The organism is Pseudomonas abyssi (genome assembly GCF_002307495.1).
In the GTDB taxonomy this organism is placed as follows: domain Bacteria; phylum Pseudomonadota; class Gammaproteobacteria; order Pseudomonadales; family Pseudomonadaceae; genus Halopseudomonas; species Halopseudomonas abyssi.
The window spans coordinates 196715-221014 of sequence record NZ_NTMR01000011.1 but is presented as its reverse complement, the minus strand read 5'-3'; the positions used below and the strand labels follow the sequence as shown (position 1 = coordinate 221014).

Sequence of the window (24300 nt, the reverse complement as noted above, 5' to 3'; positions counted from 1 at the left end):
TGGCCGGCACCTAACCCAAAAATGACCGCGCCATCATAACGGTTTTTACAACATGCGTCCTGACCTGAAAGCCCCGCACGCTCGCCGCGATGTCGGCACCGATCCCTATCAATGGCTGCAGGAGCGTGACAGTACCGATGTCACCGCCTACCTGGAAGCAGAAAATCACTACACCGAGCAATGGCTGGCGCCCGCCCAATCACTGCGCGAGCAGCTATTCCAAGAGATTCGTGGACGCATCCGCGAGACCGATCTCGGCCTGCCCAGCGTGCGCGATAACTGGCTTTACTATCAGCGCACCGAGGCAGGCGCAGAGTATCCGCGCTACTACCGCTGCCAGCAACAGTCCGAGTTCAACCTTGAGATCGATACAGCCAGCGAGCAGTTGCTGCTGGACCCGAACCCGCTGGCCGAACAGCATCCGTTTCTAGAGTTGGGCGACTTCAGTGTCAGTCCGGATCAGAACTGGCTGGCCTACAGCATCGACACCCAGGGCAACGAGGTCTATCAACTCTTTGTACGCAGCCTGACCGACGAGCAGGAATATAACTTATCTCTGGAGCAAGCTGCCGGTACCCTATGCTGGGCCAACGATAACCGCACGCTGTTTGCCATCAGCCTGGACGCCAGCGCTCGTCCAGCCACACTCTGGCGCCTGCGCCAGGATGCCGAACCCGTTGCCGTATTCGAGGAGCGCGACCCGCTGTTCTATCTGGATGTGTACCGCAGCAGCTCGGAACGCTATATCTGTGTCGCCAGCAGTAGTAAAAACACCAGCGAGCTGCACTATCTGCCAGCAGACGAGCCAGCGGCGCCGCTACAGTGCCTGGCGGCTCGTCGCAGCGGCCACGAGTACGACGCCGACCACGGCGAACAGGGTTTCGTAATTCGCAGCAACAGCCAGGGCGAGAACTTCGGGTTGTTTGCATGCGACCCGGCAACGCCCGGAGAACCGCACTGGCAAGCACTGCGCGCCGTTGATGACAACCGCACACTCGAAGGCGTCGAACTGCAGCGTAGCGCACTGATTTTGCAGTACCGCAACGCCGGATTGATTCAGCTGGAAGTACAACCCAACAGCGGTCCAGGTTATCTGGTAGCGATGCCCGACGCGGTCTACAGCCTGCATGTGCAAGGCGGGGAACAATACAGCAGTCCGCAGGTTCGGCTGCGCTATGAATCACTTAACCGCCCGGCCGAGATCCGGGCTCTGACCCTGGCAGATGGCAGCCAGCGCGTACTGCGTACCACGCCGGTGGAAGGACAGTTCTCACCTGACGACTATCATGTCGAGCGCCTGTGGGCCGTGGCCGACGATGGTGCGCGTATCCCCATCAGCCTGATTGAACCCGCGAATGCCCAAGGCAGCAGCCCGCTGTATCTGTACGGCTATGGCGCCTATGGTGCCAGCATGGATCCTTGGTTCTCCCATGCTCGCCTGTCCCTGCTGCAACGCGGCTGGCGCTTTGCAATCGCCCACGTACGAGGTGGTGCCGAGATGGGCGAGCACTGGTATCAGCAAGGCAAGCTGGAGCACAAGGAAAACACCTTCAGCGACTTTATCCGCTGCGCCGAGCAACTGATTTCACTCGGCAAGACCGACAGCCGCCAGCTGGCCATCGCTGGCGGCAGCGCTGGCGGCTTGCTGATCGGCAACGTAATCAACCAGCGCCCCGAGCTGTTCCGCGCTGCCGTGGCGGACGTACCCTTTGTCGATGTCTGGAACACCATGAACAATCCGGAGCTGCCGCTGACCATTGGCGAATACGAGGAATGGGGTGACCCGTCCGACCCTAAGGTAGCCGCTCGCATCAAGGGTTACGCGCCGTATGAAAACGTTCGGCCGCAGGCCTACCCTGCCATGCTGGTGACCGCGGGCTACCACGATGTGCGCGTGCAATACTGGGAAGCAGCCAAGTGGGTAGCCCGCCTGCGCGCCACACGCAGCAACGATGAGCCGCTGCTGCTGCGCACGCAGATGAGCGCCGGTCATGGGGGCGCAAGCGGTCGCTATCAGGCTATGCGAGAGATCGCGGAGGAGTATGCGTTTTTGCTCAGTGTTCTGAGCTGAGCACGCCGCAGGCACAAAAAAGCCCGCCCGATGCCTAGCAGCGGGCGGGCTTGGGGGCTGAGGTTAGAAGCGCGACTTCATATCGTCGAACTGTGCTTCCACGTGTGCAGAAGGCGCTGGCGTTGCCAGGGTCACAACAACAATGGCGATAGTCGCCAGAATGAAGCCCGGCACGATCTCGTACAGACCGCTGCTGTCGAACTGCTTCCACAGCACCACAGTCACACCGCCGACAACGATACCGGCCAGCGCGCCAAAGCGGTTCATGCGGCGCCAGAACAGGGACAGGATCACCGCAGGGCCAAAGGCAGCCCCGAAGCCTGCCCACGCATAGGACACCAGCCCCAGCACCGTGCTATCGGGGTTGAACGCCAGCATCAACGCGATGGCAGCGATACCCACCACCGCGACCCGGCCAACCCAAACCAGCTCTTGCTGGGTCGCATCACGACGGAACAGCGCCTTGTAGAAGTCCTCGGCCAGTGCGGACGACGACACCAGCAACTGAGAGTCAGCGGTAGACATGATTGCCGCCAGCACCGCCGCTAGCAGAATACCCGCCACCAACGGATGCATCAGCGCCTGAACCAGTGAGAGGAACACGGTCTCCGAGTCGGCAAGCCCTTCTTCACCGAAGTAGCCGATACCCACCCAACCGATAACCAGAGCAGCAAGCAGGCACACACCCGACCACAGCACAGCGATACGACGGGCTGTCGGCAAGGCAGCATCACTTTCTACCGCTTTGAAACGCGCCAGAATGTGCGGCTGACCAAAGTAGCCCAAGCCCCAGGCCAGCAAGGAGATGATCGCAATAAAGCCCAGCGGCTCACCCTCAACGTTGGTCCACATGTTCAGCAACTCGGGGTTGCGGGCTTCCATAGCGCCATGTACTGCATCCCAGCCGCCCATGATGTTGAGTGCCATGACCGGCACAACAATCAGTGCAGCGGCCATCAGCAGCCCCTGAATAACGTCGGTCCAGGATACCGCCAGAAAGCCGCCAAAGAAGGTGTAGGAGATGATCGCCACCGTTCCCACAATGACCGCAATGCTGTAGCCGAAGCCGAAGGTGCTTTCAAACAGCTTGCCTGCCGCGACCAGCCCGGAGCTGGTATAGAACAGGAAGAACAGCAGAATGAAGATCGCCGAGATCACCCGTAACAGACGACTGCTGTCTTCAAAGCGGTTTTCAAAGTACGCCGGCAGCGTCAGCGAATCGCTGGCCAGGTGCGAGTAAACCCGCAGGCGACGCGCCACGATCAGCCAGTTGGCCCAGGTCCCCGCCAGCAGACCCATCGCAATCCATGACGCCTCGTAACCCGCCGACAGCGCGTAACCCGGCAAGCCGAGCAGCAGCCAGCCGCTCATGTCCGACGCCCCCGCCGATAGCGCGGCGGTACCCGGGCCAAGCGAGCGGCCACCCAGGATGTAGTCAGACAGGTTGGTGGTACGCTTGTAGGCGATATAGCCCAGCGCGAGCATCACCCCGATATAGACAACGAACGTCGCCGTAACGACTGCAGTATTACCTTCCATTTTTTGTTCTCTCTGTCAGAGATGCGAAGTCTGATGCCGCCGATTTGCGGCGGGTTGCCACCTATTGTGACAACCCTGATCGCGCCTTGCACCCTCGGTTGCTGAACTATCCCTGCTGCTGATTCATCCCTGTTGCTGCACTCCTGTCACCCGGCGCCTCAAGGCTCCCCATCGCCGAGGGACAACAGACTGGCATTACCACCCACCGCGGTGGTGTTGATTGTGCGCGTGCGCTCGGCGACAAAGCGCAGCAGGTAGTGCGGGCCACCGGCCTTGGGGCCCGTGCCCGACAAGCCCTGACCACCAAACGGCTGAACACCGACCACCGCGCCAATCTGATTGCGGTTGATGTACACGTTGCCGATACGCACCCGCGCATCAATGTGCTCAGCCGTATCCTCGTTGCGGCTGTGCACCCCGAGCGTCAGACCAAAGCCGGTCGCGTTGATGTCATCGATAACCTTGTCCAGGTCGCGATTGCGCCAGGTGACCACGTGCAGAATCGGCCCAAAGTGCTCCTTGGTCAATTCACTGATGCTATCCAGGCGGAAAGCCACCGGCGCGATGAAATGTCCATCCAGACCCGGCGGAACCGGCGTCTCGGCAATCAGCCGCCCTGCCTGCTTGAGTTCACGCACGTGGGCCAATAGCCCCTCGCGCGCCTCAGCGTCGATCACCGGACCGACGTCGGTATCGCGATGCGACGGATCACCTACGTGCAGCTCAGCCATCGCGCCCTTGAGTAGCTCGATTACACGCTCGGCGATGTCCTCCTGCACAAACAGCACACGCAGCGCCGAGCAGCGCTGACCAGCGCTCTGGAAGGCCGAATGCACCACATCCTTGACCACCTGCTCAGGCAGCGCAGTGGAGTCGACAATCATCGCGTTCTGCCCACCGGTCTCGGCAATCATCGGCGCAATGGCGCTGTCGCGCGCCGCCAGGGCGCGATTGATGATATGCGCCGTCTGGGTCGAGCCGGTAAAGGCCACACCGGTGATACGCGGATCGGCGGTAACCACACTGCCCACCTGCTTGCCATCACCCGGCAGCAGCGCGAGCACATCACCCGGCAGGCCGGCTTCGTGCATCAGCTCGACGCAGCGTACCGCCACCAGGCTGGTCTGCTCGGCAGGTTTGGCAACCACGGTGTTACCGCACACCAGGGCAGCACTGACCTGACCCAGAAAAATAGCCAGCGGGAAATTCCAGGGGCTGATGCAGGCAAACACGCCACGCCCTTGCAGATAGATCTCGTTACTCTCACCGGTCGGCCCGGGCAGCGTAATGGTGGCAAAGCGCTGACGCGCCTGAGCGGCGTAATAGCGGCAGAAATCCACGGCCTCGCGCACTTCATCGATACCGTCCTGCAGCAACTTGCCGGCTTCCAGGGTGCACAGCGCCATCAGCTCAGGCATGTGCTCCTCAAGCTTGTCGGCGGTGCGCTCCAGAATCGCAGCACGCTGATCCACCGGGGTGGCATTCCAGCGCACAAAGGCGCTGCTCAAACCGTCGATCGCCTCGCGGGTCTGATCGGCAGTAGCCCAGACCACCTCACCCACCTGATGCGACAACTGATAAGGGCAAAGCACAGGCCGCACGTCACCAGTCAGCCGCTTGCCGTTGACCAGCGGCGCACCGCTCCAGCGGCTGTTCCACCAGCTATCGAGTTGCTCTTTCAACGGCAGCCATTCGGATAATACGTTCATGTTGATACCGCGGGAGTTGCGGCGCCCTTCACCATAAATGGCCGGCGGCAGGGGAATGCGAGGATTGGCCAGCACCGTATGGCGCTGCAAGGTTGCCACCGGGTGGGCAGTCAGTGTTTCGACCGGCACTCGCGGGTCGACCAGCTTGTGTACAAAAGACGAGTTGGCACCGTTTTCCAGCAGCCGGCGCACCAGGTAAGGCAGCAGGTCCTTGTGCGCACCAACCGGTGCGTAGATACGAACCGAGCAGCCCGCCTGCTCAATGACGGTGTCATACAGCGCATCGCCCATGCCATGCAGGCGCTGGAACTCGAACTCGCGCTCCTTGGCCATCGACAGGATGCAGGTCACCGTATGTGCATTATGAGTCGCAAACTGCGGATAGATATGGCCGTCGGTGAGCGGGCTGAGCAGGTAGCGAGCACAGGCCAGGTAGGACACATCGGTGGCTTCCTTACGAGTAAATACCGGGTAATTACTCAGGCCGGCCTGCTGCGACCACTTGATCTCCGAATCCCAGTAGGCGCCCTTGACCAGACGCACCGGAATACGGTCACCCTGAGAGCGGGCCACCAGTGTCAACCAGCAGAGTACCGGCAACGCGCGCTTGGAGTAGGCCTGCACGACCAGGCCGAAGTTGCCCCAGCCCTGTACGTCAGGGTGGCGATAGACCTTTTCGAACAGCTTGAGCGACAGCTCCAGACGATCCGCCTCTTCGGCATCGATCGTGATACCGACATCCCCCTTGCGTGCCTGGCGCACAAGCTCCAGCACGCTTTCGCCCAGCTCTTCGATCACCTGCTCTTCACGCGCGACTTCGTAGTGCGGGTGCAATGCAGAAAGCTTGATGGAGATGGTCGGTTTGGGACTCGCACCCTTGTACTTATCGTCGACCAGCGCTGCAATCGCCTTGCTGTAGTCGGCAAAATACTTGGCCGCATCGGCGCGTGTCAGCGCCGCCTCGCCGAGCATATCGAAAGAATAGGTGTAGCCTTGATCACGCTGCGCCTTACCGTTTTTCAGGGCCTCGGTGATGGTGCGGCCCAGCACGAACTGGCGGCCCATGATTTTCATGGCTTGCATCATGGCGCTGCGGATAACCGGCTCACCGCTGCGCTTGACCAGACGACCCAGCACAGTGCCCGGCGTACCGTCGTGGCGCTTGTCCAGGTTGACGACCTTGCCGGTCATGACCAGCCCCCAGGCCGCAGCATTGACCAGCGTATGCTCGCTCTGGCCGACGTGACGGTCCCACTGCGCGGCATTGAGCTTGTCGCGAATCAGGGCGTCGGCGGTGTCAGCATCGGGCACGCGCAGCAACGCCTCGGCCAGACACATCAGCATGATGCCTTCCTGGGTATCCAGGCTGTACTGCTGCAGCAGGGCGTCGATACTGTCGACGGCGTTGTCACGCTTGCGCACGTCAATGATCAACTGGTTGGCCTTGCGCGACAGCGCGGCAAGGTCCTGCGCCTGCGCCAGCTCTATCAGCTCACGCAGATAGCTGTCTTCATCGACGGCGTAATTGGCACTGACGGTGTGCAGAAATTCACTGGGCTGGCTACGCAGGAAGTCACCCTGCAACGCCTCGCTGGCTTTAAACATTCTGGCATGCTCCTGGATCGACCCACGCTCGGCAATAAGCGGGCGGGTTATGAGTTCGCCCTACTTCCACCCTAGACCATCAGGGCGCCGGCGACGAACCATCCCCGTTGTTGTGATGTGAAATCGCCACTGCCAGAGCGGCAGGCACGATCATCGACTGTAGAAGCAGAACCCGCGGGAATCTTGCGAAAACCTCTGATCTTTTTGCAAAAAACTCGGAACTCAAGCGCCCAGACGGACCGCTCGAGGCGTTTCACCGAGTTGACGTCGCAGCGCATGGGTCAGCGCGCTTTGACTGGAGAAGCCGCAGCGGCTGGCGACCTCGGCAAGGGGCAGGCGAGTCTCACGCAGCAATTGCGCCGCCTCGCGCACCCGCAGCGACAGTACATATTGGTGCGGCGTCATGCCTGTGGCCTGTCGATAGAGCGCATGAAAATGACTGCTGCTGACACAGACCTGCGCAGCCAGCGCTGCGACGCTGAGCGGTCGATCCAGATTGCTCAGCACATAAGCGTCGAGCCGCTGCAGCTCTTCGGCGCTGAGCGCGCCAGGTGCACGCTGAACATCGCCATCAAGGCCAAGACGCCGCTGCAAAGAGGCCAGCAACACGCCGCCCAGATGCCATTCAAGGCCGTCCTCGGCCGCCTGCGGCGCGGCCAGCGCGTACTGCGCAAAGTCCAGCAGCCCCTGCAACTGATGATCAAGCTGGACAAAGCGTGGCCGTTCGAACAACCGGTGTGCGCCAGCACTGGCCAGCGCACCCGCAGCCACCGGCAAATCCATGATCAGCATGTTGTTGTGCCCACGCCCGGAAAAGGCATGAGCCTCGCCGCTGGGCACCACGCACGCGTGCAGACGATTGACCGCCCCGCCCTGCCCCTGCACCTCAAAATCCGCGCAACCACGCAGGCCGATCACCAACTGATGCTCGGGGTGGGCATGGGTCGCGGTTTGAACCGGCAGATCGAGAATGCGTGTGTGCATGCAGGGCCATCCATCAAAGCAGACGTCCATGCTGCCACAAGCGCCCGAAAAAAGCCGCTATTGAAATTGCCCTCAGCCGCCGCCATGTCGGAGTCATGAACCACTGAAAAGGCCACCCCATGAGTGATCAGGATTCAGACTACATCGAACACAACGCAGACCACGCCAGCCAGGGCAACGGCACGGGGCTGGCGTTACCGAACCAGCAGTTGCCCAAGACACTGCATCTGTTACCCATCAACAACCGCCCCTTCTTTCCAGCCCAGGTTATGCCGGTTGTCGTCAATGAACAGCCCTGGCATGAAACCATCGAGCAGGTCGCGGGAACCGAGCACAAGGCGCTGTCACTGTTCTACGTCGACAGCCCCCTGGACGCCGACGGTGAGATTGACCCGCAACAGCTGCCGAACACCGGCTGCGCGGTGCGCATCCACCATGCCGTGCGTGAGAACGGCAAGATCCAGTTCATCGCCCAGGGCCTGACCCGGGTCCGCATCACCCGCTGGCTGAGCAAAACACCGCCGTATCGGGTAGAGGTCCAGTACCCTGAAGCGCCCGCCGATGAGCGCGATGAGGTGCGCGCCTATGCCATGGCGCTGATCAATGCGATCAAGGAGCTGCTGCCGCTCAACCCGCTCTACAGCGAAGAGCTGAAGAACTACCTCAACCGCTTCAGCCCGAACGACCCTTCGCCGCTGTCCGACTTTGCCGCCGCCCTCACGTCGGCCAAGGGAGAGGCGCTGCAAGACGTGCTGGATACTGTCAGCATCCTGCGCCGCATGGAGAAAGTGCTGGGTCTGCTGAAAAAGGAAATTGAAGTGGCGCGCCTGCAGGGCGAGATCACCGCCGAGGTCAATCGCAGCATTAGCGAACACCAGCGTCAGTTTTTCCTGAAAGAGCAGCTAAAAATCATTCAGAAGGAGCTGGGGTTGTCCAAGGATGACCGCACCGCCGATATCGAACAGTTCCGCGAGCGGCTTGAGGGCAAGACGCTGCCCGACGATGCCCAAAAGCGCATCGACGAGGAACTGAACAAGCTCTCGGTACTGGAGACCGGCTCCCCCGAATACGCCGTCACCCGCAACTACCTGGATTGGGCTACCGCGCTGCCCTGGGGCATCACACCACCCGACCGGATCGACCTTGCCCATGCGCGCAAGGTACTGGATCGCGACCACGACGGCTTGAAAGACGTCAAGCAGCGGATTCTCGAATTCCTTGCCGTAGGCGCGTTCCGTGGCTCGGTGGCGGGTTCAATTATCCTGTTGGCGGGCCCACCAGGTGTCGGCAAGACCAGCATCGGACGCTCCATCGCCGAGAGCCTTGACCGTCCCTTCTATCGCTTCAGCGTTGGCGGCATGCGCGATGAAGCCGAGATCAAGGGCCATCGCCGCACCTACATTGGCGCCATGCCGGGCAAGTTCGTACAGGCACTGAAGGATGTTGGCGTGATGAACCCGGTCATCATGCTCGATGAGATCGACAAGCTGGGTAGCAGCCATCAGGGCGACCCCGCCTCCGCCTTGCTGGAAACGCTAGACCCCGAGCAAAACAGCCAGTTTCTGGACCACTATCTGGATCTGCGGCTGGATCTGTCCAAAGTGGTATTCGTCTGCACGGCCAATACCCTGGACAGCATCCCGGGCCCTCTGCTCGACCGCATGGATGTCATTCGCCTATCCGGCTACATCACCGAAGAAAAGCTCGCCATCGCCAAGCATCATCTCTGGCCACGTCAGCTGGAACGTGCCGGCTTGCGAAAAAGCCAGCTACGCATCACCGACAAGGCGCTACGCGAGGTCATTGAGGGCTATGCCCGCGAGGCCGGGGTACGCAATCTGGAGAAGCAACTCGGCAAGCTGGTGCGCAAATCCGTCGTGCAATTGCTGGAGCAGCCTGACAAGCGCATCAGCATCAAGCCTGCTGATCTCAAAGCGCTGCTAGGCACCCCCGCCTTTCGTACCGAGAAGCAACTCAAGGGCACCGGCATCATCACCGGCCTCGCCTGGACCTCGATGGGCGGCGCTACGCTGCCGGTCGAAGCAACCCGCATTCATACGCTCAATCGCGGTTTCAAGCTGACCGGGCAGCTCGGTGACGTGATGAAGGAGTCCGCAGAAATTGCCTACAGCTATCTGTGCGCCAACCTCGCCACCTACAAGGCAGACCGCAGCTTCTTTGACCAGGCCTTTGTTCATCTGCACGTTCCCGAGGGAGCAACGCCTAAAGACGGTCCGTCCGCCGGTATTACCATCGCCAGCGCATTACTCTCGCTGGCCCGCCAGCAAGCGCCCCGAAGCGGCCTGGCGATGACCGGCGAGATCACCTTGACCGGCCACGTACTGCCCGTGGGCGGCATTCGCGAGAAGGTTATCGCGGCCCGTCGCCAGGGCATTCACGAGCTGATATTGCCGGAAGCAAACCGGGGCGACTATGAGGAACTGCCGGATTACCTGCGCGAAGGCATGATCGTGCACTTCGCCAAACACTTCCGCGATGTTGCCAAGGAGCTGTTTGCCTGAACGAAAAAGGGCGACCCGAGGGTCGCCCTGTTCATTCCCACCGACTCAGCGCTTGGAGTCCTCGCGCTCAAGGTGATTGAACGAATCGTGCTCGTCCAGTTCCTCGATCTCAGGGAACTCGTGCAGGCTGCTTTCGAACGGCTCATCGTCTACCGGCGCAGAGTCTGTCTTGCTGTTCTTGCGTGCCGGGGTCGGAGTCAAGCCTTCGATCAGATCCCAATCAGGGTCCAGAGTGAAATCGTTCAGATTCATCGGCGTATCGCTGGCATCCAGGTCGTCATCCAGATCAGCAGGCCCGAGGTCATCACCCGACAGCACGTCTTCAACGGTGTCCAGCGGCGCTGCATTCGGGGCCTCCAACTGCGGGAAACGGGCCTTCAGCTGATCGACACGTTGCATGTCGCCATCTAGGCGCGCGATCGCAGCGGACTGCTCGGCAAAGCCCTCTGCGTCACCCAGCTCGCCGGTCACGCGCGCCTGCTTGTAACGCAGGTCCAGGTTGTCCGGGTCTTCGGCAATCGACTTGTCCAGCAGCTCACGCGCTTCGGCAAAGCGCCCATAGGTGATGTACAGATCAACACCTTCTGCACTGTCTTCAAATGCGGCGCTGGTGGAGGCACCCGCGGCGCCAACGGCAGTAGCGCTGCCAACGGCGGCAAGCCGATTATCCGAACCCGACAGCGGCGCGCTGCCGGCCGGCGCAGGTGCTGCCGGCTGAGGCTTACCGCGCAGGCGGGATACAACCCAACCGATCAAAAAGGCCAGCAGGCCGACCAGCAGAGACCACCACAGCATGCCACCGGAAGACTTGGACTCCTCAGCTGCCGCAGGCATCTCGGCGGCGATGGCACCGGCAGCCGGATCATCACTGCCGTAAGGGGACGCCTCAGAACCGCCGCCGCCACTGCCCAAAGAGCCACCGGCGCCGGCCATGGCTGCCTGCTCCTGTTCGGCCTCACGGGCAGCGCGCAGGACTTCCAGCTCGGCCTGCAGAGCAGCAATCTGACGATCACGAGCATCCAGCTCGCTCAACAGGGCGTTGAAGCGGCCCTCCAGGTCGGTCAGACGGCTTTGCAACTGGGCCGACTCGGCTTCCGCCTCAGTCACTTCGTCTTCTTCGATGCGCAGTCGCGCCTCGCTGGTCTGGGCAGCCGTCGGCGCAGAAGGCGCTTCGTCGGAGGAGGCGCCATCGACCTGTTCGCCAACGCTCGCCTGAGTGCTCGGCAACGCCGCACGCTGCTCGCCAGCGGCATCAGCGTCGGGGGCCTCTGCGACGCTGCTGGCAGCCGCTTCCGGGGTGCCGCCCAATTGCTCGGCGGTCGGCAGCACCAGGGTCTGCCCCAGTTTCAGGCGATCGATATCACCATTGACGAAAGCCCCCCGGTTCAGCGAGTGGATCGCTGTCATGGTCTGGTTGATCGACGCCGCCGGGGTAGGACGCGTGCGCTCGGCAATGGTCCAGAGGGTATCGCCAGATACCGTGGTGTACTTCTCGGCGCCTGGCTGGGGCTCGAAGTCAGGCAGCGAAGCCGCTTCAGGACGCGGTGCCGACTCGGCCGGGCGATCAGCAATGCGCGAGCGCGGTGGCGGCGCACTGACAACCGGGTTCACAGCAACAGGGGCTGTCTCGGAGTAAAGCGGCGGGTCCAGCAATACCGTGTACTCGCGCAGCAGGGTGCCACTCGGGCGGCGCAGCTCGACGAGGAAGTTCAGATAGGGTTCGCGTACCGGCTGAGATGATCTGACATGTACCGTCAGCTGACGATTCTCCACCACCGGCGTGAATTGCAGCCCGGTTAGGAAATACGGTCGCTCGATGCCAGCAGCATCAAAGGCAGACGAGTCTGCCAGCTTGATCACGACATCGGACGGCCCCAACCCCTCGGCGCCCTGTAACGCAATCACCGCGTCAAGCGGTTGGTTCAGAGCCGATTTGAGCTGGATCTCCCCAAGCCCCAGCGCATTTGCAACTCCGGCATAGAGTACCGCTAGCGAAGCGGCCCCAATAACTATCTGGCGTTTGGCAGCCATACCCTTTCCTCGTTTGCCTGTCGGTAACGGCATCATGCCCCGCTACCCGGTGCGTCCATTGCTATTAGTATCAGCGGTTTTACCCATGCAGTCCGACACAGGTACCGCATAAGTCGGCATTATGCCACCAGCGTTACGCGAATCGAATGCCACAGGGTCATTTATAGTCAAAAAAACAGTGAAAGCGATCACTTTGGAGCTGCAAAGCCAATAACTTGGCCATGTGACACAGCGCACACTTCCTCAACAAGTCAAGCAACCCACCCGCCACCCTGTCAAGCCTGCTAGAATGCGCTACCCATTCAGCCACGTGGAAAGCCGGCATGTCCGAGGTCGACAACCTGTTCGCCAACCCCTTCAGCAAGGTCAATGATTTCGCTTTCGACCATGCCGTTGCGCGGGTTTTCCCGGACATGATCAAGCGCTCGGTACCCGGTTATCCGACCATCATCGAAAGCATCGGCGTCATTGCCGGGCAATATGCCCAGCCCGACACGCTAATCTACGATCTTGGCTGCTCGCTCGGCGCGGCAACCCAGTCCATGCGCCGTCATTTGCCGCAGCAGGGAAACCGCATTCTGGCCGTAGACAACGCCGAAGCCATGGTCGAGCGCTGCCGCGAATACCTGAGCGCGCAAGACGCCATGCTTGAGGAGCCGATTGCCGCCGAGGTAATCTGTGCCGATATTACCGAGCTGACACTGCAACCCTGCTCGCTGGTGGTGCTGAACTTTACGCTACAGTTTGTGCCGCCTGAACAACGCCTGGCACTGCTGCGCCAGATTCGCCAGGCTCTGCTGCCCGGCGGTGTACTGATCTTGTCAGAAAAGCTGACCTTTACCGACAGCCAGACCCAGAACAGTCTTGAAGCACTGCACTATGGCTTCAAGCGCGCCAATGGCTACAGCGAGCTGGAAATCGCCCAGAAACGCACAGCTATTGAAAACGTCATGCGCCCGGACCCGCTCGAAGTGCACCAGCAGCGCCTGCTCGACGCCGGTTTCAGCCACAGCCACCTCTGGTTCCAGTGCCTCAACTTTTGTTCGATGATTGCCCACGCGTGATTGATTACAGCCCCCTGCTCGACACCCTCAGCCGTTCTCCCCTTGCCCACTGGCAAAGCGCCCTGGCCGAAGGCCTGCAAAATCGCCTGGAGGGTCTGCATCACGGCGACCTGGAGCGCTGGCAGCAAAGCCTGCGCAATCTACCGCCACTCGACGGCGTGGAATGCGACTTCTCCGAGGGTGTTCGTCTGCACAGCACCTCGCCGCTGAGCCAAACCACCAGCCAGCAGCTACACGACGCGCTGCAGGGGCTGCATCCCTGGCGCAAAGGCCCATTCGACCTGTTCGGCGTGCATGTTGATACCGAATGGCGATCCGACTGGAAATGGCAACGCGTAGCACCGCACATCGACCTCAACGGCAAGCGGGTGCTGGATATCGGCTGTGGCAACGGCTACTACATGTGGCGCATGTGGCAGGCCGGCGCCGAACTGGTGATCGGAGTAGACCCCAACCTGCTATTCCTCAACCAGTTTGAGGCGGTCAAGCATTACCTTCCGCAAGCGCCGGTATGGCAGTTGCCCTTCACTCTGGAAGAGCTGCCGGAACCGACAGCCGCCTTCGATACCGTCTTCTCCATGGGCGTGCTGTACCACCGGCGCTCGCCCTTCGACCACCTGCTGCAACTCAAGGCGTGCCTGCGCCCTGGCGGCGAGCTGGTGATGGAGACACTGGTTATCGAGGGTGACGAGCAGCACTGTCTGCTACCCGAAGACCGTTATGCGCAGATGCGCAACGTCTGGTTCCTGCCGTCGGTGCCTATGCTCGAGCGCATGCTGCGCCGCGCGGGCTACAGCGACGTGCGCTGCGTCGACCTCAACCGCACCAGCGTCGAGGAGCAGCGCAGCACCGCGTGGATGCGCTTTCAATCGCTGCCATCCTTCCTTGACCCGGCGGACAGTAGCAAGACCATTGAAGGCTACCCTGCCCCGCTGCGTGCGACGTTGGTGGCGCGTAAGTAAGGAGTCTTAGGCGTAACGTTGAGTAACGCCTATCAAAACGCGAATGGTGAAGTGCGCACCGGGGTTCGTCCCGTTTACGCGGGCGAGTAGCGCAGGGCTGGCGGGAAAAAGAGTCGCAGCATGTCTGAGGAGCGAAGCGACGAGTTCTGCGACTACCTAGCCGGCCACCCCCGCCCAACCGAGCAACGCAGCGAACCCGAAGGACCGCGTAGTCGGGTGCCCCGGGGGATTCGGGGAAGTGCTAACTCATTTCATACGCCTTCTGGCACTCAGAGCGCCCCGCAGGGCGAGCGCTCAAGCATACAGAGGGCATATGAAATGAGTTAGCCCTTCCCTTTGGGGGCTGGGCGGGCAGCCTCCCTTGGCTTGCCGTAAAAGGAGAAAGGCGGAATGCACTACAGCAGCAAGAGATATCTTTTGTACGCCGCTCGACACAAGCACCCTAACACGACAGTAAGTTACCCAAACACCGTAACCGTCTGCCGGCTGATCGCCACCAGCTCACCAGCCGGATTCCAGATCATCGCCGAGCAGTGTCCGTAACCGTCACGCGCATGCTCAATGATCGCCCTGTAGAGCAACCAGCCGTCTGCGCCAACCGGCGGTTGGGGCTGCACAAACTCGATGGTCCAGGTCAGCGAGCTGGCCGGAGCACGCTCTTTGAGGTGTGGCAGCACTGCTGGTGGCCAGACATCGACAAGCCCGACCAGATGTACCTCATCGAACTGCGCAAGCGGCTCGTCAAAGCGCATCCATCCGCCCATCTCACGCTTGCGACTGTTGGTGCAGGGGTAGTCGCCAAAGGTCCAGCGGGTATCGAAATAGCGCAGGAAGTTCGGCATCACCCCCTCGACAAAGGGCGTGCGCTGACAGGCATCTGGTGCAGGCGCGGCAGGCGCCGGCTCAGCGGGCACATCCACACTAGAGGGGCGACCCGCACCAAAGCTGCCCTGCACGATACACATGGTTTCACCGTTTTGCACCGCGCGCCCCAGCACCTGAGTCACCGCACGGCCTTCGCGCAGAACCTCTGACTGAACCTGTACCGGAATACCGGGCTGAACTGGACCAACAAAGGTAATCGCCAATGAGCGCACCGGCCGCGGCTCGGCAAGGCTGGCTCGCATACCACGCAGCACCAGCGCGGCAACCAGGCCGCCATAGCCAGCACGGCCCTGGGCCCACTCGGGCGGCACGGTGACAGTGCAGTTGGAGGACTGATCAAAAGCAGCAAGAAGAGCGGCAAAATTCATGGTCTGGTTCCAGATAGTCGAACAAAGCCGACCATCATAGGCGAGCAGCTACTCGCTGACCAGCTAGCTGCGACTCTGGTGCTGCAGTCGTAACCCGCACAGCCAGCCCAGTGCCAGCCAGGCCGGCGGCATATCCGGCCAATCCGCTGCGCCGATATCCAGCAGCTCAAAGCCCGCCTCGCCAGCGCGGGCCATCAATCGCTCATACCACCAGACCAGATAGAACCCCTGACCGGTGGCGTGCTGTCCCGCCAACTGGGCCCGCAAGCGCATCGGTAGCGAAGCAAACAGCAACTCATCCAGCCTGATGAATATCTGCTGCTCGTTTTCCAGATACGCTGCCGGAGCAGCCGGTTGCAGGCCCATCTGAGCAGCCAGAATGGCTAGTTGGGCGGCGTACTCACGGTGGCTCGTCACCGGGTTGAGCTGACTGCGCCAGTCCAGCTGCACCCGTTCTATCGACTCAATCAGGGTATTGGGGCCGGCGCTGGGGGCGTCGAGCAAGGCGGCCAGCCAGCGGCGCTGAAAGCCCGGCAGCTGCCGTACCCAGACCAGCAGCTCAGCGCTGCTGGAGCCGGCTCGGGGCTGCCAGCTGACGGTTTCCTGCTCACTCAGCCCGGCGACGCGCTGCATGCGTCGCGGCCAGCTGGCCGGCAGCAATTGCTCACGCAGCGCGTCCCAGCGCGCGCCCAGTTCGGCCTGCTTGCCAGCCACCCAACGCTCGGCCAGCCAACGACGCCGCGACTTATAGGCGCCCATCGTTCAGTTGCCCCAATCGTTCTTTCATCATGCGAATAATGCCCTTGTTATCTTCAACCAGCATCTGCGCCTCCGCCACTGGCACGGCGCGGCACAGATCCAACGTAAAGTGCCCCAGTCGCGAGCTGTAGAGACCAACCCCAACGCCCTGCCCTACCCGCGCCGCCAGCTTCTCCAGCAGCCCAGACAGCAGCGAGTCACTGAGTGCACTGACCGCCACCTCGGTGCCCCCGGCCAGGGCGATATTACGCAACACATGGCGTGCGAGACGCCAGCGGCTGAGGCGGCCAATCGGCAGTCCGTAGCACACCGCAACACGCTGCATCAGTCGGATATTGCGCCACACTACCAACAACAAATCGACCGCCACCCAGGGACTGGAGGCGACCAATACCCCGGTGCTGACCGACTCCTGGCGGATGATCTGCCGGGCACGCTGGTCGATCGGCTGATAGAACTGCAGATTAAGTCGCTGGCTGATTTCACGCGCGTCATGGGACCCATCAAGATCCGCGCAGGCGCGTTGCAACAGGCTGGCCAGCGGGCTGTCTGCGTACACGCCCTGCACGCGATCCAGCCAATCCACCGCCACGCGTTGCCCCGGCTCGCGCAGTGCCTGCTGCATTTCACCGCGCAATTGCTCCAGTTCGTTCAGGCGGTGACGCTGACGCCGCAGGTCACGCCAGGCCAACAGCCCGGTACCCGCCAGCGCGGTGCCTACGCCGCCTACCAGCGCGCCCCACAGCGGCTGCCACTGCCAGGCCTGCCACGTCCACTCCCCCCACTGCAGGGCAGCCCCGCCCAGCGCAACCCCCAAACCCAACCCCCACAGCCGGCGCGGCCAGCGACTCGGCGGTGGCGCATTGAGCGTGGACGGCAGTTCCGGTATGTCCTGGGGCTGCTCACCAGGCAGCGCATCAGCACTACCAAGCAACTCGGTACGCCGGATAGGGTCATCGGCTGCGGTCTGCCAGGTATCAAGAATCCGGGTTTTCTGGTCACTGCTCACGGCTCGGCCCCCTCAATCAGCCAGGCAATCAGATCGTCCATGCGGTAATGCGGAAACGGCTCGCTGCGATGCAGGCCTGGCGGTGGGCGCAGCGGCAACAGGTCGGGGCTGCTGACTTGCAGCGATTGTGGCAGATGCGCCGGAATATCGCCCGGACGATAACGGACCCAACCCTCCTCTCCCTGCAACCCGGCGACCAGGGCATCGCCCTCCTGACGGGTAGCACGAATGGCGGACAGGGGTAGCCCTCGCACCTCGACCCCGCCATGGCGCACATCAGCCAGACGGTCGACCATCAGATCCTCAAGGCACTGCTGCACAGCGCGCTGCTGGGCCGGGTTGACCTTATCGACCTTGGTGGCGCAAAAGGCCAGCCGGCCGATCCGTGGGCGAAACCTGAGCAGTCGCGCCAGCAAGCCACTGCGGCCATAGTCAAAGCTGGTCAGAACCGCTTCCATCGCATCGCGCAGGTCAGTCAACGCTGCCTCGCCAGCGTCCATTGGGCCAAGCATATCCACCAGCAATACCTGCTGATCCAAATGCCGAAAGTGCTGTTCGAAAAAGCCGCGCACAACAAAATCGCGATAATAGTTGAAGCGCGCCTGGCACACCGCCCACCAGCTGCCCTGCTCGCCCGTGCTGTGCCGATTGGCCAGCAACAACGGGACAAATTGCAGCATCTGCGGTGCAACATCACTACCGGGCTGGAGAAAGCGTGCGGGCTGGTTGCGCGACAAGCCAGCCTCACTGCGACAACGCAGCAAGAACTGCCGCCACTGCTCGGTCAGCTCAGCCAACTGGCCGGCATCTTCGGGGGCCGCGGGATCAAGGCCCAGCAGTATGTCTCTCAACGGACCCGCCAGGGAGCGCCGCGGTTCGGTCTCGAGCCATTGACGCATCTGCTCGCACCATTGCCCGTAGTCAAGCTGCAGCAGCGGCAAGTCAAGCAACCACTCACCTGGATAATCGATAATCTCCAGCCGCAGCTGGCGAGTCGATTGCAGCTTGCGCAGCAGGCCTTGCGGGCGAAAGCGCAGATCTATCAGCACACGCGAGAGATCGCTGGTGGAATCGGGCCATCGTGCCGGCTCGGCCGACAAGGCGCCGAGCGACTCCAGATAGGGAAAGGCGCGCTCCACATCATCGCGCTGCCAGCGCACCGATTCCAACCGGTCAAAGGGCGCACGTCGCGCCAGCAGACCTTTGTTGTGGTTCTCCAGCTGGTTAATCAAACTGGTGATAAAAGTGGTCTTGCCGGCCCCACTCAGACCGGTTACCCCGACCCTTAAACGCTGCTGTCCCAGTCCCTCGGCACGCCGTGCCACTTGCTTGAACCAGTTCGCAGAATTATTTGCCACAGTGCAGGCACTCCAGAAATCATTTATGGTCTATGACCAGTATTACACAACCACCCCAGGCAAAGAGGCCCCCTAATGGCGTATTCGGACTCCCACAGCAAGGCTATCGGTTACCTTCTCTGGATTTTCGGATTTATGGGTGCACACCGCTTCTACTACGGCAAACCCTGGACCGGAACACTGTGGTTCTTCACCCTTGGGCTGTTCTTTATCGGTTGGATTATTGACCTGTTTCTGATCCCAAGCATGGATCGCGCCGCTGACCGTCGCTTTCGTACCGGGCGGATCAATTTCAACCTGACCTGGATCCTATTGACCTTCCTCGGCGTATTTGGTGCCCACCGCCTGTATATGGGCAAGTGGATCACCGCCATTATCTACTTCTGCACCGGCGGCCTGCTGCTGGTAGGAGTGCTGTATGACTACTGGACGCTTAACGAACAGATTTCTGTCGAGAACATGCGGCGCGAGTGGTAGGCGCGCCAGCACCGGGCACAAAAAAACGCCGTCGCCAAGCGACGGCGTTTTTGTATGAACGCAACTTATACCGGATCGTTACGGGTCAGCAACTCGTCCGGCAGATGCTGGATGTAATCATCCTGCTGGGGCGGCATCTGCACATGAAAGCCTTGGGCGTTCAGGTTCTCCATCACCTTGAGCACGTCTTCCTGCGCCAGCTTTCGCTCGGCACTCAACTCCAGGTCCATAGCGTGTTCCAGCCGCCCGACGTACTGCAACAGCGCGGCAGGCAATTCATCCAGCGGCGCACCCGAGGGAACATACAGATACATGCCCTGGCGCTTGCCGCTGCGATAGATCGAGCAAGACAAGCTCATTCGGCCACCTCCAGCGCATTGTTGGCTGCATTGAGCAACGCATCTCCCAGCAGCGCGCGCCGCCACCCCGTTAATTCATCAGGCAGGCTGTAGGGCCCATTGGGATATCCGGTGCGCACCATCGCCTCCAGAACCTTTTTTCGCAGCATGATTTCCGGCGCAATACCGCGACGTTCGGCTTCCTGCTGCCCCACCTTGCGAAGACGCTTGAGCAAACGATTGGCGGCGGCCGGCAAGGGCTCGGCCAACGCCTCGGGGTAGTCCGCCGGCGCCACAGCCTGGCCTTCGCGGATCAGACGCAACAGGGTTTCACCTTCATGGCGCACGGTACGCGGATGCATATCCTCGATGCGCGACAGCGCCTGCAGCGTGTCGGGCCGACGCTGGGCCAGCGGGCAGAGCGTCCGCTCACGCAGCAGCCGATTACGCGCGACGTCACGCGCACGAGACTCGCGCTCGCGCCAGGCGGCGATGACTTGCAACACGGCGAGGTCGGCTGGCTCCAGGCGCCAAGCCTGCTTCACCTGCTGATAGGCTAATGCGGGTTCGATGACCTGCCCACTGGCCGCCACCTGCTCGGCGGTATCGGCAAGCAGCCAGTCAGTCAGTCCGGCGGACTCCAGACGCGGCGCCATAATGCGGTACAGCTCGGCCAGGTGCTGGGCATCACGCGCGGCATACTCGACCTGCGCCGAGCTCAACGGCCGCTGCAGCCAGTCAGAGCGGGTTTCATCCTTGGGCAAATCGATCTGCAGCAACTCGCTGACCAAACGTGAATACCCCATGGAGAAATCCATGCCTAGAAACGCAGCTGCCAGCTGCGTATCAAACAGCGGGCTTGGCAAGGCGCCACACAAACGCGAAAAGACCTCCAGGTCTTCACTGCAGGCATGCAGCACCTTGACCACCGCAGGGTCCCCCAGCAAGGCAACCAGCGGAGCCCAGTCGGTAATCGCCAGCGGGTCAATCAATACCGCCTGCTCGCCATCGCCGACCTGAATCAGGCCGGCGATGGGATAAAAGGTTTCGGTGCGAACGAACTCGGTATCCACCGCAACAAAGGGCAGGCTCTGCCAGTGTCGGCACCAGCGCGCGAGCTCGGCGTTATCATCAATCATCAGGGTTTTTGCCAAGGGCGTAGTCATGGGCGGCCTTATGTGTAAACTGGCCGCAGTATAACTGATCGACCGCCGCCCTGCCGCGCTCTGGACGCACTGATCCGCGTGCCTGCATCAACCACGCCGAGCTGCTGACCGGAGGTGGCAAGGCCCGCTGCGCATCGCCAACCACCTCTAAAGACCGGCAATACGCAGATAAAATACAAGGTCGGCCAGCACGTCGTTGATAGAGCGCTTCAAGTTTGACCGGGATCAACCGATATAACAGGGTGACACCGGATACTGGCGCTCTGTTGACGCCAATCTGCCGACCGTTCCTGTTTCCACCGTGCTCTGGAGTATGCATGCGTTTTCTTCAACACCTGCCGCTGAAATACAAATTCTGGGCAGTCAATGGCGTCGCCTTTGCTGCCACCCTGGCACTGGTATTGGTTGCCCTCGGCGTAGAACAGCGAACGATTGAACACAGCCGACAGCAACTGGCCCAGGCCATCGCCGCCAGCCCTGCCAATCAGGCGCAAGCGGAAGGGGTACAGTGGATCAACGCACCCGCCGGGCACAGCGGCAGCAACCGCTGGATCGACGCCACAGCCTTGGGCAGCCAACAGGCACAGCGCTTTACCGGGGCCTGGCTGGCCGGCGACGGCAAGGCGCTGGCGGTCGAGCGACAGGGTTTCATGCCGCTGCTGGTGGCCAGAGCCCCCCTGTATGCGGGAGTAGTCTTCGTGCTGATGCTGCTGGTGCTGCTCGTCTCGCAAATGCTGATTTCGTTTATCACCCAGCACATTCTTGCCCTGCGCGACGTCATGATGTCAGTACAGAACAGCGGCGACTTGACCCTGCGGGCCAAGGCCGACTCACGCGATGAAGTGGGCTCCATGGCCCGCGCTTTCAACGCCATGCAACAATCCCAGCAACAGGTCGTCTCATCGGTACGCCAGGCCGCCCAGGAATTGGACCAGCGGGCCATGGCGCTCGCTGGACTGATGAGTCAGGTCCGCGACGGCATGGTGCTGCAACAGGGCGAAACCGACCAGGTGGCCGCTGCGGTCAACGAAATGAGCGCCACCGTGCAGGATATCGCTGGCAGTACCGCCCTGTCGCGCGACCAATCCACCCAGGCCAACAGCCTGGCCACACGAGGGCGCGATCAGGTACTCCAGGTGCGTCAGACCATCACCGGGCTGGTTACCAGCATTGATCGCTGCACCGAGCACATGCATCAGTTGTCGAGTCACAGCCAGGAAATCAGCGGCGTTGTCAGGGTCATCCGCGAGATTGCCGAGCAGACCAACCTCTTGGCTTTGAACGCCGCAATTGAGGCCGCACGAGCGGGCGAATCAGGCCGCGGCTTTGCGGTAGTCGCCGACGAGGTCCGTGCGCTGGCACAACGGGTGCAGACGTCGACCGATGACATTCAGCGCATGATCGAAGCACTGCAAGGCGGTACAGCCGTCGCGGTGGAAGACATGCAGGCCAGCGCAGGGCTGACCCACGCGTCCGTCGACCAGGTAGCCGACGCGGGTGAATCGCTGCACGAAATTGCCGCCGCTGTCAGTCAGATCAGCGAGGGCAACAGCGAAATTGCGTCTGCCGTGGAACAGCAAAGTCAGGTGGCCGATGCCATCACCCAAAGCGTGGTGGAGATTCGCGACGTCACCGAACGCACCGTTCAGCAGACGATCAGCAGCGCTGAAACCAGTGACCAGCTGGCCCGCCTGGCCAATCAGTTGAGCGACGCTGTCAGCCGTCTGCGCACCTGAGATATGCCGGGCGGCGACTCGCCGCCCGGCCTTTCCCCGTCTACTCCAGCACGATACGACCGGCATTGTTGCTCAGCGTGCTGGCCCCAATACCCTTGACCGCCGTCAGCGACTCAACCGACGCAAAGGCGCCGTGCTCGTCGCGGTAAGCGACAATCGCCTCTGCTTTGGCTTCGCCAATACCTTGCAGCACTTCGGCCATTTCAGCGGCGCTGGCCGTGTTGATGTTGACGGTCGGACCTGCCACCTCATCAGCCCAGGTCGGGCCAGCCAATAGACAGCTGAACACAAGAGCCATCGCACTCAATAACTGACGCATGTTACTTCCTCCATGTAGTTGGTTAATGCCGCACTGAAGGAACAGACTTCAGCCACTATCCCTGCGGCTCCCGCAAGCTAGAACAAAAAAAGCCGCAGAGCGATACGCTCTGCGGCTTTGATGTGACCTGCCTCGCAGCTTGCCCGGCAGAAACTTACTGAGCGTCGAACCCGCGCTGCAGGTCGGCCCGGAGATCGGCGACCTCCTCCAGCCCGATCGCTAGACGAATCAGTCCGTCGCGAATACCTGCGGCTTCACGTGCTTCCGGCGTCAAGCGTCCGTGGGTGGTGGTTGCCGGATGTGTGATGGTGGTCTTGGCATCACCCAGGTTAGCGGTAATGGACACCAGCCGAGTCGCATCGATAAAGCGCCACGCCGCTTCACGCCCTCCCTTGAGTTCGAAACTCACGACCGCACCAAAGGCCGTCTGCTGCGCCTTGGCCAGCTCATGCTGCGGGTGCGACGGCAGACCGCTGTAGTAAACGTGCTCCACCTCAGGGCGCTGCTCCAGCCACTCGGCAATCTGCTGCGCAGATTCACAATGCGCGCGCATGCGCAGGCGCAGCGTTTCCAGGCCCTTGAGAAATACCCAGGCATTGAAGGGGCTGAGGGTCGGTCCTGCGGTACGCAAAAAGCCCACCAGCTCCTGCATGTGCTCACTGCGCCCTACCACCACACCCCCCATGCTGCGGCCCTGTCCGTCAATGTACTTGGTTGCCGAGTGCACGACGATATCAGCTCCCAGCGCCAGCGGTTTCTGCAGCGCTGGCGTACAAAAGCAGTTGTCTACTACCAGCAACGCGCCATGCTCGCGAGCAATTGTGCCAAGCGCACCAATATCGCCCAGCTCGGCCAACGGGTTGGACGGCGACTCGATAAAGAACATCCGGGTGTTCGGCTTGCAGGCGGCACGCCAGGCCGCCGAGTCCGTAAGCGCGACATAATCGACCTCGATGCCAAAGCGCTTGAAGTACTTTTCAAACAGCGTGACAGTAGCGCCGAAGACGCTGCGCGAAACCAGAATATGGTCACCCGCCGAACACAGGCTCATGACAGTCGCCATGATGGCCGCCATACCCGATGCGGTTGCCACTGCCTGTTCGCCACCTTCAAGCTGCGCCATGCGCTCCTCAAAGGTGCGCACGGTCGGGTTCATGTAGCGCGAGTAGACATTACCCTTGGCTTCGCCGGCAAAGCAGGCGGCAGCATCTGCGGCGCTGCGAAAGACATAGCTGGACGTCAGGAACAGCGGCTCGCCGTGTTCGGCCTCGGGCGTACGGCGCTGACCGGCACGCACAGCCAGAGTGTCGAAGCCGACCCCCTCCAGATCACTGTCCAGGCGCCCCGCTTGCCATTCTTCACTCATCAGTTAAAACCCCTTCACAGCGGCCAGTACCG

At 61.5% G+C, this 24300-nt stretch carries 18 protein-coding genes; 6 read left to right on the top strand and 12 right to left on the bottom strand.

The annotated features are described in order from the left end of the window. Positions 1-52 precede the first annotated feature (52 nt). A complete protein-coding gene (locus CNQ84_RS10115) occupies positions 53-2071 on the top strand; it encodes a S9 family peptidase (RefSeq protein WP_096004746.1) in 2019 nt (672 codons plus the stop codon). A gap of 63 nt (positions 2072-2134) precedes the next feature. Here the strand turns inward: CNQ84_RS10115 and putP are convergent, their stop codons facing one another. From putP to CNQ84_RS10100, 3 genes are all read right to left on the bottom strand, one after another. Then, positions 2135-3610 (bottom strand): sodium/proline symporter PutP, encoded by a 1476-nt coding sequence (putP, locus tag CNQ84_RS10110; protein ID WP_096004745.1) that lies wholly within the window; start codon positions 3608-3610, stop codon positions 2135-2137. Between the two features lie 158 nt (positions 3611-3768). Then, entirely contained in the window at positions 3769-6924 is a 3156-nt protein-coding gene (putA, locus tag CNQ84_RS10105) for a bifunctional proline dehydrogenase/L-glutamate gamma-semialdehyde dehydrogenase PutA (protein WP_096004744.1), read from the bottom strand. Between the two features lie 222 nt (positions 6925-7146). Further along, positions 7147-7908 (bottom strand): AraC family transcriptional regulator, encoded by a 762-nt coding sequence (locus tag CNQ84_RS10100; RefSeq protein WP_096004743.1) that lies wholly within the window; start codon positions 7906-7908, stop codon positions 7147-7149. A 119-nt stretch (positions 7909-8027) separates the two neighbouring features. On the opposite strand from CNQ84_RS10100, the gene lon reads away from it, so the two are divergent. After that, the gene (lon, locus tag CNQ84_RS10095; protein ID WP_096004742.1) at positions 8028-10430 is read left to right on the top strand and encodes an endopeptidase La; all 2403 of its coding nucleotides are present in this window, start codon (positions 8028-8030) and stop codon (positions 10428-10430) included. A gap of 45 nt (positions 10431-10475) precedes the next feature. Here the strand turns inward: lon and CNQ84_RS10090 are convergent, their stop codons facing one another. Beyond that, on the bottom strand, positions 10476-12461 hold the full coding sequence (locus tag CNQ84_RS10090; protein ID WP_165771267.1) for a type IV pilus assembly protein FimV: 1986 nt from the start codon (positions 12459-12461) through the stop codon (positions 10476-10478). Between the two features lie 323 nt (positions 12462-12784). Here CNQ84_RS10090 and cmoA point away from each other — a divergent pair, with 323 nt between their 5' ends. Both cmoA and cmoB read left to right on the top strand, forming a co-directional pair. After that, on the top strand, positions 12785-13525 hold the full coding sequence (gene cmoA, locus CNQ84_RS10085) for a carboxy-S-adenosyl-L-methionine synthase CmoA (RefSeq protein WP_096004740.1): 741 nt from the start codon (positions 12785-12787) through the stop codon (positions 13523-13525). Further along, positions 13522-14487: a tRNA 5-methoxyuridine(34)/uridine 5-oxyacetic acid(34) synthase CmoB gene (gene cmoB, locus CNQ84_RS10080; RefSeq protein ID WP_096004739.1), complete on the top strand. Its 966-nt coding sequence runs from the start codon at positions 13522-13524 to the stop codon at positions 14485-14487. Before cmoA ends, cmoB begins: the two co-directional genes overlap by 4 nt. Before the next feature lie 458 nt (positions 14488-14945). Here the strand turns inward: cmoB and CNQ84_RS10075 are convergent, their stop codons facing one another. The 4 genes from CNQ84_RS10075 to CNQ84_RS10060 all read right to left on the bottom strand — a co-directional run bounded on the left by CNQ84_RS10075 (position 14946) and on the right by CNQ84_RS10060 (position 18866). Continuing rightward, positions 14946-15740: an acyl-CoA thioesterase gene (locus tag CNQ84_RS10075; RefSeq protein ID WP_096004738.1), complete on the bottom strand. Its 795-nt coding sequence runs from the start codon at positions 15738-15740 to the stop codon at positions 14946-14948. A gap of 63 nt (positions 15741-15803) precedes the next feature. Continuing rightward, positions 15804-16499, bottom strand: coding sequence for a hypothetical protein (locus CNQ84_RS10070; RefSeq protein WP_096004737.1), 696 nt, complete (start codon positions 16497-16499; stop codon positions 15804-15806). Further along, complete coding sequence (locus CNQ84_RS10065) at positions 16486-17508, bottom strand: TIGR01620 family protein (RefSeq protein WP_096004736.1); 1023 nt, start codon at positions 17506-17508, stop codon at positions 16486-16488. Before CNQ84_RS10065 ends, CNQ84_RS10070 begins: the two co-directional genes overlap by 14 nt. Then, positions 17505-18866, bottom strand: coding sequence for a YcjX family protein (locus tag CNQ84_RS10060; RefSeq protein WP_165771266.1), 1362 nt, complete (start codon positions 18864-18866; stop codon positions 17505-17507). The genes CNQ84_RS10065 and CNQ84_RS10060 overlap by 4 nt, the downstream gene beginning before the upstream one ends. Positions 18867-18941: 75 nt before the next feature. On the opposite strand from CNQ84_RS10060, the gene CNQ84_RS10055 reads away from it, so the two are divergent. Next, positions 18942-19343, top strand: coding sequence for an NINE protein (locus tag CNQ84_RS10055; RefSeq protein ID WP_096004734.1), 402 nt, complete (start codon positions 18942-18944; stop codon positions 19341-19343). A 65-nt stretch (positions 19344-19408) separates the two neighbouring features. On the opposite strand, the gene CNQ84_RS10050 is transcribed toward CNQ84_RS10055, so the two are convergent. Beyond that, complete coding sequence (locus CNQ84_RS10050; protein WP_096004733.1) at positions 19409-19702, bottom strand: YcgL domain-containing protein; 294 nt, start codon at positions 19700-19702, stop codon at positions 19409-19411. Continuing rightward, positions 19699-20847 (bottom strand): ribonuclease D, encoded by a 1149-nt coding sequence (gene rnd, locus CNQ84_RS10045; protein WP_096004732.1) that lies wholly within the window; start codon positions 20845-20847, stop codon positions 19699-19701. The genes CNQ84_RS10050 and rnd overlap by 4 nt, the downstream gene beginning before the upstream one ends. A gap of 317 nt (positions 20848-21164) precedes the next feature. Between rnd and CNQ84_RS10040 the strand changes: the two genes are divergently transcribed. Further along, positions 21165-22583, top strand: a complete 1419-nt coding sequence (locus CNQ84_RS10040) for a methyl-accepting chemotaxis protein (protein WP_096004731.1) — start codon at positions 21165-21167, stop codon at positions 22581-22583. Positions 22584-22623: 40 nt separating this feature from the next. On the opposite strand, the gene CNQ84_RS10035 is transcribed toward CNQ84_RS10040, so the two are convergent. Both CNQ84_RS10035 and CNQ84_RS10030 read right to left on the bottom strand, forming a co-directional pair. Then, positions 22624-22902: a ComEA family DNA-binding protein gene (locus CNQ84_RS10035; RefSeq protein WP_096004730.1), complete on the bottom strand. Its 279-nt coding sequence runs from the start codon at positions 22900-22902 to the stop codon at positions 22624-22626. A 154-nt stretch (positions 22903-23056) separates the two neighbouring features. Then, positions 23057-24268, bottom strand: a complete 1212-nt coding sequence (locus CNQ84_RS10030) for an O-succinylhomoserine sulfhydrylase (RefSeq protein WP_096004729.1) — start codon at positions 24266-24268, stop codon at positions 23057-23059. Between the last annotated feature and the right edge of the window lie 32 nt (positions 24269-24300).